General features: G+C 67.6%; 11 protein-coding genes. 9 read left to right on the forward strand and 2 right to left on the reverse strand.

All coding sequences use genetic code 11. The annotated features are described in order from the left end of the window. Window positions 1–103: 103 nt before the first annotated feature. Complete coding sequence (locus XM48_RS16960; RefSeq protein ID WP_052961409.1) at window positions 104–3,046, reverse strand: cell wall-binding repeat-containing protein; 2,943 nt, start codon at window positions 3,044–3,046, stop codon at window positions 104–106. Window positions 3,047–3,204: 158 nt separating this feature from the next. Between XM48_RS16960 and XM48_RS09010 the strand changes: the two genes are divergently transcribed. The 7 genes from XM48_RS09010 to XM48_RS18495 are packed head-to-tail and all read left to right on the forward strand — an operon-like array spanning window position 3,205 to window position 10,052. Then, window positions 3,205–3,909: a glycosyltransferase family 2 protein gene (locus XM48_RS09010; protein ID WP_046455473.1), complete on the forward strand. Its 705-nt coding sequence runs from the start codon at window positions 3,205–3,207 to the stop codon at window positions 3,907–3,909. 6 nt (window positions 3,910–3,915) lie between these two features. After that, complete coding sequence (locus XM48_RS09015; RefSeq protein ID WP_046455474.1) at window positions 3,916–4,287, forward strand: DUF2304 domain-containing protein; 372 nt, start codon at window positions 3,916–3,918, stop codon at window positions 4,285–4,287. Further along, complete coding sequence (locus tag XM48_RS09020; RefSeq protein ID WP_046455475.1) at window positions 4,284–6,287, forward strand: DUF6541 family protein; 2,004 nt, start codon at window positions 4,284–4,286, stop codon at window positions 6,285–6,287. The genes XM48_RS09015 and XM48_RS09020 overlap by 4 nt, the downstream gene beginning before the upstream one ends. A gap of 47 nt (window positions 6,288–6,334) precedes the next feature. Beyond that, window positions 6,335–7,330: a Gfo/Idh/MocA family protein gene (locus XM48_RS09025; RefSeq protein WP_197074178.1), complete on the forward strand. Its 996-nt coding sequence runs from the start codon at window positions 6,335–6,337 to the stop codon at window positions 7,328–7,330. Next, complete coding sequence (locus tag XM48_RS09030) at window positions 7,327–8,067, forward strand: DapH/DapD/GlmU-related protein (RefSeq protein WP_046455476.1); 741 nt, start codon at window positions 7,327–7,329, stop codon at window positions 8,065–8,067. Before XM48_RS09025 ends, XM48_RS09030 begins: the two co-directional genes overlap by 4 nt. A 4-nt stretch (window positions 8,068–8,071) precedes the next feature. Next, window positions 8,072–8,938, forward strand: a complete 867-nt coding sequence (locus tag XM48_RS09035) for an ABC transporter permease (protein ID WP_052961410.1) — start codon at window positions 8,072–8,074, stop codon at window positions 8,936–8,938. Then, window positions 8,922–10,052, forward strand: a complete 1,131-nt coding sequence (locus XM48_RS18495) for an ABC transporter ATP-binding protein (RefSeq protein ID WP_046455477.1) — start codon at window positions 8,922–8,924, stop codon at window positions 10,050–10,052. Before XM48_RS09035 ends, XM48_RS18495 begins: the two co-directional genes overlap by 17 nt. 19 nt (window positions 10,053–10,071) lie before the next feature. Here XM48_RS18495 and XM48_RS09045 read toward each other — a convergent pair whose 3' ends face one another. Then, window positions 10,072–11,811: a DUF6020 family protein gene (locus XM48_RS09045; RefSeq protein WP_156174991.1), complete on the reverse strand. Its 1,740-nt coding sequence runs from the start codon at window positions 11,809–11,811 to the stop codon at window positions 10,072–10,074. A gap of 213 nt (window positions 11,812–12,024) precedes the next feature. On the opposite strand from XM48_RS09045, the gene XM48_RS09050 reads away from it, so the two are divergent. Then, window positions 12,025–12,999, forward strand: coding sequence for a glycosyltransferase family 2 protein (locus XM48_RS09050; RefSeq protein WP_046455479.1), 975 nt, complete (start codon window positions 12,025–12,027; stop codon window positions 12,997–12,999). A gap of 2 nt (window positions 13,000–13,001) precedes the next feature. After that, entirely contained in the window at window positions 13,002–13,421 is a 420-nt protein-coding gene (locus XM48_RS09055) for a GtrA family protein (protein ID WP_052961411.1), read from the forward strand. The last annotated feature ends 137 nt before the right edge of the window (window positions 13,422–13,558 follow it).

The following is a 13,558-nucleotide window of genomic DNA, read 5'->3' on the forward strand; positions in this document are numbered from 1 at the left end:
AAAATATGATCAAAGTTTCAACTGAAATGCGGAAATTCCGTATTCCCGAAAAGATCGCCGAAATCGGATCCCCGAGAGGATCCGTCCGACGAGGAGGCGCCCGTCAGGCCGCGCACTTGCGGCCGCCGAGGACCGCGTCGCTCAACGCGCCGGATCCGCCGAGCAGGAAGACCCCGCCACCGACGACCCGATCGTTCGCGGCGATGATTCCCGGCGGGACGCAGGTCGGCCGGGACAGCAGCAGCGGGGAGCCCTGAGCGCCGGCCACCGCGCCGCCGGCCAGCGCGTCGGCGAAGCCCTGCCCGCTGGCCCAGTAGGTCGGCACGCTCGCACCGCTCGGGAAGACTCCGTTGGCGATGCGCGCCGAGGTGTCATAGCGGTCGGCGCCCGCGTAGCGGTCGACGGTCCGCCCGCCCGCGAGCGAGCTCTGGATGCCGCTCGAGACCGCACCGGTCCCTCCGGCGATCCGCACCCGATTCGCACCGAGCCGCTGCAGCTCCGCGGCCACGGGCGCCGGAGCCGCCTTCGCGGTTCCCGGGACGAGGAGCACCGGTGCCCCGAGCCGCCCCGCAGCGGCACCGGCCGAGAGCGCATCGGCGAAATCAGCACCCGTCGCGACGAACGCCTCGCCGGACGTGCCATCCGGCCATCCCGCACGCGAGATGGCGATGGACGTCGCGTACCGGTCGATGCCGGACACGCGATCCACCCGCCCCGCGAGCCGCCTCAGATCCGAGACGACCCCATCGCTCACGGCGCCGGAGCCGCCGACCACGACGATACGGCCGGGCTTGAGTCGGGCGATCTCAGCGCGCGTGGCCTCGGGCAGGGCGGTCGGACGCGTGAGCAGCAGCGGCGCCTCCCACTTGGCACCGAGCGCACCGGCGCTGAGCGCGTCCGGATAGTCGAGCCCGTTCGCGACGATCACGGTTCCGGCGGTCCCCGGGTAGCCCTGCTTCGACACCGCCACCGCGGTCTCGAAACGGTCCACGCCGCTCAGCCGCTCCTTGGGCAGGTTCTGGGGGTTCGCGGTGAAGCTCAGTCCCCCGGCCCGCGTCCAGGTCGCGGTTCCGCCGGTGAACGACATGGTGCACTTCGACCCGTCGGCCGCGCAGTTCTGGGTCCCCCGCGGCCATCCCCACGCCTTCGTCGGGCCGCCCGCGGCGAGGTATCCGTCGCGGATGGGGCCCTTCGCGAGGGGGAACGCTCCCGCGTTCGACGCGTACAGGTCGCCGTTGTCGAACGACTGCACCGATCCCGCGGCGGCACCCGATCCGACCGGGGTCGCCACGCCCTTGGGGTAGCCGAGCGTCGCGGCGACCGGCTTCCACGCGGCGTAGGCGGCCGGGGTGAGCTTCGTCATGCCGGTCTTCGCCGACCACACGCCGACCCCGTTCTGGAACGGCATGGCGCAGCCGCCCGACGGGAGCCCGCAGAACGCCGCACCGGTCGGCCAGCCGTACGAGCCCCGCTCGCCGCCGGCGGCACGGTAGGCGTCCCGATAGGCGCCGTTCCCGATCGAGAAGACCCCGGCCTTCGATCGGTAGAAGGTGCCGCCCTGCATCGCGTAGGTCTGCCCGCCGCCGTTCTCGGACACCGAGACCGGCGCGGCGATCGGCACGCCGAGCGAGCTCGTAGCGCCGCCGAGCGCCCGCCACGCGGCGAGGAAGTTCGGATCGACGCGGAGCGCACCGCCCGCGCTCGACTGCACGAGCGCACCGCCCTTGAAGTCCTGCGCGATTGCACCGCTCGCGGTCGTCTTCGCCGCCGCGGTCGGGTAGCCGACCGCTCCGGTGAACCCGCCGATCGCCTTGCTCTCCCACAGGCCCCGAAGCTTCTCGGGCACCAGGAAGACCCCGACCCCCTTCGCCTCGGAAGCCGTTCCGCCCTGGAACCGCATGGTGGTGTTGCCCGAGCTGCCCTGGTTGACCGCGGCCCCGATCGGCCAGCCCCAGCTTCCACCGATGCCGCCCGCCTTGGTGAAGGCCGCGAGCAACGGACTCGTCTTCGTCATGCCCGATGCCACGGCGGACTTCGGTTCGAACACGGTACCGCCCACGAACTGCTGGGTCCGTCCGCCGCCGCCGGCCGTGTTCGGCACCGCGGGCGCTGTCGGCGCACCGAGCCACGCGTTGTTCACCTGCCAGTAGGCGAGGATCTTCCCGTCGACCGGATACGGCGTCTGCGTACTGCCCTGACCGAACCAGGTCGTGTAGAAGAGGTAGAAGTTCCGATTGCCGTACGAGGAGCACGCGTCGCCCTCGCCCCAGCCCGCGTCGAGCGCGGCCTGGTTCGGGCGGTACGGAGTGTAGATGTAGAGGGCCGCTGTCGCGCTGTTCTGGATGTACACCTGCGAGGTGCCGCAGCCTGCATTGGGATGCCACTGGATCCTGTTCGTAGCGCCCGGCAGGTAGTTGTAGTCTTTCGGATTCGCCTTGTAGACCTTGAGCTGCCATGCCGCCCGGTAGAGCTGCTGGAAGAAGCCGGTCTGGCTCGGGTCGCAGTTGGCCGAGTTGTTCGGCCCGGAGTCCGGGCACGCGTAGCCCATCGCGACGGCGTACTGCCGGACGGTCGGCCAGGTGTCGGTGACGAGGCTCTGCTCCTTCTCGAGCATCACCAGGAGCACCCGAGGATTGATCCCGCAGGCCTTTCCGACCTTCGCGATCATCTGCGCGGCCGTCTCATTCTTGGCGCCGGCGTATCCGGCGCAGAACGCGTTCGCTCCACGAGAGGACGTCGTCGCCGTCGAGTCCTTGAGGCAGCGGGACGCGATCTTCGTGCTGCCCCAGACCTTGCCGGCCTCGCGCCCGGGATCACCGATCGTGCAGCGCGTCACCCTGCTGTTCAAGAACGTCTGCACCTGCGCGGCGCTCATCGCGTTGCCGTCGTAGAAGATGGAGTCCGCGATGATGTTGCCCGCGTTGAACCCGGTGACGGCCGCGGCCTGAGCGGGCGCGACCGCGGCAAGGGGGCTGGCGAGCAGACCGACCCCGACCGCGAGCGCGAGCAGGGCGCGCAGACGCACGAACGGTCGTTTCGGCGCCATCCCGCGCTTCCTTCCTGTTGCCCTCAAACATTCAAGTGATGCTTGAAGGTTCTCGTCCACGCTAGCTCCTGTCCCAGCCGGGCACAACCCGGAGCACCGCGCGCGGCTTCTCCGCATAGGTCCTCGGCCCTCAGCGTGCATCTGTCAGAATAAGTGACATGACTGACCCTTCGCCCGCGAGCGCGACCGCAGCTCCCGGCAACGCCGACACCTGGGTCGTGATCCCCCTCTATAACGAGGCCACGGTGATCGGCGAGGTGATCCGCGGCCTGCGGCCCGACTTCGCCAACGTCGTCTGCATCGACGACGGGTCGAACGACGGTTCCGGCCGGATCGCAGCGGAGGCGGGTGCACGTCTCGTCACCCACCCCATCAACCTGGGGCAGGGGGCGGCGCTGCAGACCGGATTCGAGTACGCGCTCGAACGCGGCGCGAAGTACGTCGTCACGTTCGATGCGGACGGCCAGCACCGCGTCGTGGACGCCGTGGCAATGCTCGAGCGCTCCCGCGCCGAAGACCTCGCGATCGTGTTCGGATCCCGGTTCCTCGACGATCGCACGAAGCCCGGGTTCCTCAAGAAGATCGTGCTGAAGACCGCGGTCGCCGTCACCAACTGGACGACGCGGACCCGGCTCACCGACGCGCACAACGGCCTGCGGGTGATCCGCGAGGACGCGCTGAGCCGGATCCGCCTCCGCCAGGACCGCATGGCGCACGGCACCGAGATCGTGGTGCAGCTCGGCCGGACGGGACTCCCCTACGCCGAGCAGCCCGTCGAGGTCATCTACAGCGACTACTCGAAGGCCAAGGGCCAGTCGCTGCTCAATTCGGTCAACATCCTCATCGACCTCATCATCCGGTAGGCGCACATGTCGATCTTCCAACTCCTCCTCATCCTCGGCATCGTGCTCATCGCAGCGCTCGCCGTCCGTTTCCTCCCCGGCGAACGTTCGCTCGCCCTCAAGCGGATCTTCGCGATCCTCTTCGTGATCGCGGCCGTGCTCGCGATCCTGTTCCCCAACGTGCTCACCACCATCGCGCACGCGTTCGGAATCGGTCGCGGCACCGACCTCCTGCTCTACGTCTTCATCGTCGCCGTCCTGGCCTTCGCAGTCGCCACCATTCGGGCCAAGGCCCGGAGCGACGCGCGCGTCACCCAGCTGGCCCGGGCCGTCGCGCTCCTGGACGCCCGCAACCGCGAACAAGCGGAGCGCGGCGGCGAGAGCGACCGGACCTCGTGAACGCCTGGATCCCGCTGGCGCTGCCGCTCCTCGTCGCGATCGGGATCATCGCGGTCCTCGGCCTCCCCGCTGCGCTCGCGCTCCGGCTCCGGGGCTTCGCGATCGCGATCGTCGCGATCCCGGCGGGTTTCGCGGTCCTCGCTCTCGCGCCGCTCATCGCGGGCTTCGCCCATGTCCGCTGGAGCCTCCTCCCGGCGCTCGCCCTCGCCGCAGCGCTCGCACTCGTGCTCCTCCTGCTCCGGCGCTGGCTCGGCGCGCCCCGGCTCGAACGGGGCACGCGCCCGAATCGCCCGCATCGCCTCTGGATCCCGATCGGCGCCGCCGCGATCGGCGGGGCCGCGATCGCGACATCGCTCGTTCTGAGCCTCAAGACGGCCGACGCGGTCTCGCAGACCTACGACGCGATCTTCCACCTGAACGCGGTCCGCCGGATCCTCGAGACGGGCAACGCGTCCCCGCTCGGCATGGACCTCGTCAATCCGGGTCACCCGACGTTCTACCCCACGCTCTGGCACGGATTCGTCGCCCTCGTTGCACAGCTCTCGGGCGCCTCGATCCCGCTCGCCACCAACGCGGTACTGTTCACCGTCAGCGCGATCGTCTGGCCGATCGGCGCCGTGGCCCTCGGCCGCGCGGTCGCCGGTCCGAGCGTGCGCGCCACCGTCGTCTCAGGGATCATCGCGGCCGCGTTCCCCAACTTCCCGCTCTCCCTCGCCGGCTTCGGGGTCCTCTACCCCAACCTGCTCTCGCTGACGCTGCTCCCCTTCGTGCTCGTCGCGGCGCTGCAACTGCTCGACCTCGGGCAGGCCCGTCGTGCCGATCCGCTCAGCGAGGGCAGCCGGTGGCTCCTCCTCCTCGGGTCGGTCGGCGCCGCGGTGCTGGCGCACCCCAACGCCGTCCATGTGCTCCTGCTGTGGCTCGCCGCACCGGTCGCCGCCACCGCCATCCGCGCGTTCCGGAACGGTCCCGTCGCATCGACGACCGGCCTGCTCCGCCCCGCCCGCCTCGGACGTGCTCCCAGGATCGCGCTCGCCGTGCTCGGTGCGGTCGCGTTCGTCGTGCTCGTCGTCGTCGCCTGGTATCTCGGGCGGACCAGCGATCACCCCTGGGGCGGCTCGCATTCCTCGCCTCTCGGTGCGGTACTGGACGCGATCGGGTCCACCCCACGGCTCGAGGGCCACAACTGGCCCGTCACGATCCTCGTGCTGCTCGGAGCGCTGATCGCCGTGGTCGGGTTCGGCAGGCGCTGGCTCCTCGGCGTCTCCCTGGTCCTCATCGCCTTCTACGTCGTCGCCGACGGATTCCCCCCGGCCGATTGGCGCACCTTCTTCCTGTCTCCCTGGTACAACGACCCCTGGCGGCTCGCCGCTCTGGTCCCGCTGGGCGCGCTGCCGCTCGCCGTCATCGGCGCGTCCGCCGCCGCGGCTATCGCGGGCACGGCGCTCCGCCGCACCGCCCGCATGTTCGGCGGTACCCGCGTCGTGCGGCATCGGGCGCTCTGGTTCGCGTTCGGCACGGCGTTCCTGCTCGCGTCGACGCAGGGGGCCGGAGCATTCGCGGCCGTGAACTACGTCAGCTCCAAGTACGAGTTCGATCAGCGCTCCGCCCTGCTCAGCCCGGATGAGCGCGCCCTGCTCGAGCGGCTGCCCGGCAAGGTCCCGGCGAACGCCGTGATCGCCGACAACCCGTGGAACGGCAGCGGGCTCGCGTACGCGCTCGCGGACCGCCGCGTGCTCGCCCCGCACACCGGAGGGGCCTACTCCCCCGAGGTGACCGCGATCACCTCGGGCATCGATCGCGGCACTGTCGAGGCGTGCACCGCGGCGCAGAAGCTCGGGGTCGAGTACGTGCTCGATTTCGGCCGCGACTACGTGTTCCCCGGCACCCCTCGGGCTCAGCCGTACATCGGCGTCTCCGGGGTCGAGCGGTCCGACGTGCTCACCGAGATCGACCGCCAGGGGAACGCTGTGCTCTACAAGATCACCGGATGCAGAATCTGATTCCCTACACTGGGGACGCTCGACTACCGAAACTGTTGGGAGAAGAAGTGACGATCAAGTACGGTCTGATCGGCCTCGGCATGATGGGGCGCCACCACGCCCGAGTGATCCGCGAGGTCGAGGGCATCGACCTCGTCGCGGTCGCCGATGCCATGGGCGACCCCCACGGCGTCGCCGGCGAGACCCCGCTGTTCGACTCCGTGCAGGGCCTCATCGATGCCGGTGTCGATGCGGCCGTCGTCGCGGTCCCCACCAAGTTCCACGAGGAGGTCGGCCTGGCGCTCGCCGAGGCCGGCGTGCACGCGCTCATCGAGAAGCCCGTCGCGCACGAGCTCCCCGCGGCCGAGCGCCTCGTCTCCGCCTTCGACGCGGCCGGCAAGGTCGCGGCAGTCGGTCACGTCGAGCGGTTCAATCCCGCCCTCATCAGCCTGCGCGAGCGCATCGCGAACGGCGACCTCGGCGAGGTGTACCAGATCCAGACCCGACGGCAGGGGCCGTTCCCCGCACGAATCGCCGACGTGGGCGTCGTGAAGGACCTCGGCAGCCACGACATCGACCTCACGGCCTGGCTCGCGCAGTCGCACTACGCGACGCTCGCCGCTCAGACCACCCACCGCTCGGGACGCGCTCACGAGGACATGGTCTCGATCACCGGCAAGCTCGCCAACGGGATCATGGTCAACCACATCGTCAACTGGTTGACCCCGTTCAAGGAGCGGCTCACCCTCGTCACCGGCGAGCGCGGCGCATTCGTCGCCGACACGCTGACGGCCGACCTCACCTTCTACGAGAACGGCACGCACGCCGGGTCGTGGGACGCCGTAGCGGCGTTCCGGGGGGTGAGCGAGGGCACCGTGACGCGGTTCGCCCTCGAGAAGCGCGAGCCGCTCCGCTCCGAGCACGAAGCCTTCCGCGACGCGATCCTCGGCGTCCGCTCCGACGCCGTCACCCTGCGCGAAGGCACCGAGACCCTGCGCGTCGCCGAGGCCGCCATCGAGTCGGCCAAGACCGGCACCGCACTGGACCTCTCGGCGCGCGCATGAGCGACGCGAGCAGCGCGATCAGCCCCGCCGCGTTCATCGGCGAGGGAGTCGAGATCGGCGAGGGCGTATCGATCGGTCCGGGCGCGGTGCTCCTCGGCCCCTGCGTGATCGAGGACGGCGCCTGGATCGGCGCCGGCGCCATGATCGGCGCACCCCCTGAGATGAGCAGCCTGCCGCAGAACACCGCCTGGACGGGCGACCTGCAGCACGCCGGTGTGCGCATCGGTGCCGGAGCGGTGATCCGCGAGAGCGCGGTGATCCACCAGGGCAGCTACCGCGAGACCACGGTCGGCGCGCGCAGCTGGGTGCTGAACCGCGCCTACCTCGCGCACGATGTCCTGCTCGGCGCCGACTCCACGGTCTCGGCCGGCGTGAGCATCGGCGGCCACTGCGCCATCGGCGACCGGGTCAACATCGGCATGAACGCCGTCGTGCACCAGCGCCGCATCATCGCGCACGGCGCGATGGTGGGCATGGGCACGCCCGTGACCCGCGACGTACCGCCCTTCGCGAAGGTCTACGGCACGCCGCCGCGCGTCGCGGGCGTCAACGCCGTCGGACTCGACCGCGCCGGCTATCCGGCGGAGCTCGCGGACGCCCTGCTGGCTGCCTACCGCGGCGGGAACCTGCTCACCGAGGGGTGGGTCGTGCCGGAACTCGAAGAGCTCTCGGAGACCATCACGTGGTGGCGCTCGCACGGTGACCTCAAGCCCTCAGTTCTCGCGGATAGAATCTGAGACCGTGAGCGACACTTCCGTTCTGAACGATCCGGACTTCAAGACGCCCGGCGCGAGCCGCGGCCTCTTCGACGTATTCCGGCACCGGTACCTGCTGTCCCTGCTCGTCAGGAAGGGCGTTGCCACCCGATACCACGGCTCGGTGCTCGGCTGGGTCTGGTCGTACGTGCGCCCCGGCGCCCAGTTCCTCATGTACTACCTCGTCATCGGGGTCATCATGGGCGGGCACAAGAACACGCCCTACTTCCCCGTCTACCTGTTCGCGGGCATCGTCGCGGTCAATCTGTTCAGCGAGGCGCTGCGCAACACCACCGGCGCGGTCGTCGACAACCGATCGCTCATCAAGAAGATCTATCTGCCGCGCGAGCTGTTCCCTGCTGCCGCCCTCGGCGTCGCACTCATCCATTTCCTTCCGCAGGCGGCTCTCCTGCTCGTCGTCGCCCTCATCTGCGGGCTGACGATCTCATGGCTCCAGATCGTGTTCTTCCTGGTCGGCGTCCTCATCATCCTGATGTTCGCACTCGGCCTCGGACTGTTCTTCGGCGCCGTCAACGTCGCATACCGAGATGCCAAGAACTTCGTCGACCTGATCCTCATGTTCGCGACCTGGGCGTCGCCGGTGCTCTACTCGTGGACAATGGTGCACGAGCGCGCACCCGAGTGGTTGTTCCGCATCTACATGTCGAACCCCATGACGGGGGCGGTGGAGCTGTTCCACAGCACGTTCTGGCTGCCGCTCGCTCCGAAGGCCGAGCAGCTCCCGACGCTGTCCACCTATGTCGGAATCGGCTTCGCCCTCGCGCTCATCACGCTGCTCATCGGGCAGCTCGTCTTCCGCAAGCTGGAGGGGTCTTTTGCCCAGAACCTCTGACCTCGCTCCTCGGCCCGCCATCGTGCTGGACGATGTGCGCAAGACCTTCAAGATCAAGCACACCCACTCGTTCAAAGAGACGTTCATCGCCTCCCTGCGGCGAAAGCCTCTATCGAGCAATTTCAACGCCCTCGACGGCATCACGTTCTCCGTGCCCGAGGGACAGTCGGTCGCGCTGCTCGGCCGCAACGGCTCGGGCAAGTCGACCACGCTCAAGCTCCTCTCGGGGGTCATGTCCCCCGATCAGGGCTGGGTGCGCACCCGTGGCCGCATCGCCGGCCTGCTGGAGGTCGGTGCGGGATTCCACCCCGACCTCACCGGTCGCGAGAACGTGTATCTGAACGCCGCGATCCTCGGCATGACGAAGGAGGAGACAGACGATCGCTTCGATTCGATCCTCGCGTTCTCCGAGATCGGCGACTTCATCGACACCGAGGTGAAGCATTACTCCTCGGGCATGTACTCCAGGCTCGGCTTCTCGGTGGCCATTCATACCGAACTCGACGTACTGCTGGTCGACGAGATCCTCTCGGTCGGTGACGCGCAGTTCCGGCAGAAGTGCACGACCAAGATGCTCGAACTGCAGGACCAGGGCAAGACCATGTTCGTGGTCAGCCACAACGCCAGCCAGGTGCAGCAGCTCTGCGAGCGCGGGATCGTGCTCGAGAAGGGGCGGATGCTCTTCGACGGCCCGATCGACGAGGCCGTCGAATTCGTGAAGCCCCGAGGCGACGATCAGGAGAACCACTTCCCCATCGTCGGTGCGATCTACGAGCTCTATCGCAAGGACCCGGGCCGCTGGGGTCGTCCGCTCGCTCCCCAGCGCGAGATCAACGAGAACGGCGGCGGGTTTACCCAGGACTTCGACAAAGGCATCATCACTTCATCCGCGGCGCTCGAGCCTCAGCTCGGTGATGCGGCGACGGTCGGCCTCGGCAAGGGCATCGTGCTCGCGGCCTACCGACGATCCGGCGGCCCCGCTGGACCCTGGGGGTTCATGGTCGGCTCTCCGCGAGGCCTGCTCGAGAAGTTCGAAGACCGGAGCATGGAGTTCCAGAACGGCACCTTCGTCTACAACATCGACAGCGGCCTTCGCTTCGACCGGCGCGACTGATCGCGCGCGGCGAGGCCCGCTACCGCTGCGGTTCTTCCTCGGCCCTCGTCCCCGCGAGAACCGCGAGCAGCGGCAGCATCGCCAGCATGGGAATGGCGTATCTCGCCTCGGCGAAGACGGGTGAGATCAGGCAGCTCACCCAGACGAAGGCTTCCAGGACCAGGACAGGGATCGCGATCACCCGGCGTCGGACGAAGGCGATCGCAGCGCAGATCAGCACTGCCCACGTCCAGGCCCCCAGCTTGAGCGTCCACCCGATCACGGGGATATCGGGCAGGCGGTTATCGACCTCGGCGCTCAGCACACGACGATACCCTTCGTTCGTGGTGCGGTCCGAAGGAATCTGCGATAGGAACTCCTCCGACATTCCCGGACCATGAGAGGGATCTTTCAGCTCGTTCGCGTGGAACTGATTCGCCTTCGCCACCCAGTCCGCAGAATTTACCTTCCAGTACGAGACGTTCGGATACCAATAGCCGACCGTCCCTTCGAGGAAGGACTCCAGGTAGGCCTTGGGGTGTTCAGCGCCGAGCTTCGCCCAGAGCAGGAGATACCCGCTGAGATCGGAGTTCAACGCCTCCGTGTCGAGAGCGTTCTTCACCGGATCCGCGAGATGAGGATCGTACAACGCTCCCAGGTTCTTGCCCGAGTAGAAACGAGCGATGCTCTCCCGTTGTTCCGCGCTCAACGACTTCGGGTCGTCTCGCACCACACGACTGATCTGCTGCGAGGGCACGGAGAACATCTCCCGTGTCGAACCCGGGGCGGCGTTCGTCAGGTCCAGGAGCAGGGGCTGCGCCAGAAGATAGAGCACCACCGGCAGCAGGCCGATGGCGAGCCACTTGGCGCGTGCCTTCCACGCGTGGGCGCCGAGGAAGCACACGACGACCAGCACCATCGGGACCATCAGATAGATACCGGTCTTCTTCGAGAACATGACGCCGAGCGCCACGATCATGAAGGTCGTCCAGAGAACTGCTCCCGGCCGTGCACCGGCTCTGAGCCGCTGCACGATGACCGCTCCCGCCGATGCGAGCGCGAGGACGAATGCCGTGAGCCAGACGTCCTTCCAGATGGTGACGGAGTACCACCCGAACAACGGGCTGAGCGCGAAGAAGGCGATGATGATGTTGAGCAGACCCCGCGGTGGTGAAAACCCGCGAAGCGCGTTGATGCTGGCTGCGTAGATACCGGCGAGCACCACCAGCTGCACCGCCGTCACCGCGGAGATCGCCACGGAATAGTTCCCGACAAGCCCGTAGACCGGAACCAGAATGGCTTTGATGATGAGCGTATTCAGCAAGGGATGATGGTCGGAAAGCCAACGCTGGCCCATCGCCTGTTCCAGCTGGTTGAAACTGTCGTTCGTTACCGTTCCCGGCCAGAGCACGAACCAGTACACCGACCAGCAGACAACCAGGATTCCGGCGATAACCAGTATTCGCTTCGCAGGGGACGCGTTCCACAGTCCGCGCGGAGCAGTCGTACCCGTCCACCCCTCCCACCGGCCCGCGGCCGACAGCACGGGCACGAAGAGCAGCGCGAAGCAGGCGGACGCCAGCAGGATCTCCGCACAGAGGATCGCCGCGTGTCCGGCGGTCGATACGCCGAGGGAACCATCCGCCGCGATACGGCTTCCGATCATCTGAGCGGAGCCGAGCATCAGGGAGAGCAGGACCGCCGCCCATCGCGCTCGGGCCGAGGCCCGCTTCCAGGTTCCCGTCCAGACGGCCACGGGCGCTTCCAGGAAGCTGTTCACGCTCGGAAAGAAGCTCATTACGTCCCTCTGCTTTGGGAAGCTTCCGAAGGGCCAGCTATCCGCGCACGTCGAATTCGGTCCCCGCCCCGAGGCCTCGCCGATACTGCGGCAGATCGCCGCCAAATCGTATCCATCTTAATTGAAGCTCCGGTGAAGTCCCGCACGCATCTCAACATGGCCGTCGCCGACTCCAGCATTAGATAAGATACGCAAATGCCCAACACTGAAAGTCGCTCGGGAGAGAACCCCGCGCACGGGGCGACCCGCATCGCAGCGATCGTCCCCTGCTACAACGAGGAACTCACCATCCGCCAGGTGGTAGAGGACCTTCGCGCCTCCCTTCCCACGGCGACGATCTACGTCTACGACAACAATTCGTCCGACGAGACCTCACGAGTCGCGGCGGAGGCCGGCGCGGTCGTCAGACTCGAAAGGCGCAAGGGCAAGGGAAACGTCGTCAGGCGGGCCTTCGCCGACATCGACGCGGATGTGTACCTCCTCATCGACGGCGACGATACCTACGATGCCTCAGCGGCACCCGAGATGGTCGAAACGCTTCTCGCGGGCCCCTACGATCACATTCTCGGCTGCAGGAAGGACGATCCCGCTTCGACGGCGTACCGACCGGGGCACGCTCAGGGGAACCGCATGTTCAACTCGGTAGTGGGCCGCCTGTTCGGGGAGCGAGTCACGGATATGCTCTCCGGCTACCGCGTTTTCTCCCGCCGCTTCGTCAAGTCCTTCCCCGCTCTTTCCCAGGGGTTCGAGATCGAGACCGAACTGACCGTGCATTCCATGGCTCTCCGAGTCCCGCAATGCGAGATTCCGGTCGGGTTCAAGGAACGCCCCGAAGGGTCCGAATCCAAACTCAACACCGTCTCGGACGGTTTGAAGATCTCGAGCCTCATCCTGCGACTCACCGCTCACGAACGCCCCTTCGCCTTCCACGGTTCGCTCGCGCTGCTGTTCTACGTCCTGGCCGTAGTCTTCGGCCTGCCCGTCATCATCGAGTTCTTCGAGACCGGTCTCGTCCCTCGCCTCCCCACCTTCATGCTCGTGGCGGCGTTCGGAACGATCGGCACGCTCATCCTGGCGGTGGGTGCAGTGACTTCCAGCGTCCTGAAAGCCCGGCGCGAGGCGATGCGACTCGCGTATCTGAAGCTTCCCGCGCCGCTCGTCCGCCGCTGAACATGGCGCGGTTTCGCCTGCTCAGCGGCTCCCTGCCCCGCTACCTGATTACAGGCGCGGGGATGAGCGCACTGGACTTCGGTCTCTTCATGCTGTGCTCCGCGGCGTTCGGTGCACCGCCCGCCCTTGCGAACACGATCTCGACCATCATCACCGTTGTGACGAGCTACCAGCTCAATCGGCGCTTCGTGTTCCGAGGGGGCCAAGGCGGCTTCATGCGGTTCCTCTCGTTCGCCGGGGTCACGCTGTTCACTGGTTTGATCGTGCAGACCGGTATCGTGCTGCTGCTCACCGCGCTGCTCTCGACGACTCTTCCCGCACTCCCGGAGTATCTTGTGCACGGTGCCGCCAAGGTCGTCGCGATGGCGGTTGGTGCCCTGTGCAACTACTTTTGCTACAAGATCATCCTCACCCGGAAGTGAAAAAGCGCGAAGACGGGGCCATCGGGCCAGTCGGCCCGCATCTCGCTGTTAGCCTGGCTCAGCGCCCGGCCGAAACGGTGGACCGACCAACCCCGCCCGCTGGACACGCAAACGTTTCCTGAGACGAAAGGGCCCCG

This window comes from Leucobacter sp. Ag1 (assembly GCF_000980875.1).
GTDB classification, from domain to species: Bacteria; Actinomycetota; Actinomycetes; order Actinomycetales; family Microbacteriaceae; genus Leucobacter; species Leucobacter iarius.

Bases quoted from the DNA above. Each gene is read 5' to 3' on its own strand.
- XM48_RS16960 (WP_052961409.1), bottom strand. From the start codon at position 3,046: ATGGCGCCGAAACGACCGTTCGTGCGTCTGCGCGCCCTGCTCGCGCTC.
- XM48_RS09010 (WP_046455473.1), top strand. From the start codon at position 3,205: ATGACTGACCCTTCGCCCGCGAGCGCGACCGCAGCTCCCGGCAACGCC.
- XM48_RS09015 (WP_046455474.1), top strand. From the start codon at position 3,916: ATGTCGATCTTCCAACTCCTCCTCATCCTCGGCATCGTGCTCATCGCA.
- XM48_RS09030 (WP_046455476.1), top strand. From the start codon at position 7,327: ATGAGCGACGCGAGCAGCGCGATCAGCCCCGCCGCGTTCATCGGCGAG.
- XM48_RS09050 (WP_046455479.1), top strand. From the start codon at position 12,025: ATGCCCAACACTGAAAGTCGCTCGGGAGAGAACCCCGCGCACGGGGCG.
- XM48_RS09055 (WP_052961411.1), top strand. From the start codon at position 13,002: ATGGCGCGGTTTCGCCTGCTCAGCGGCTCCCTGCCCCGCTACCTGATT.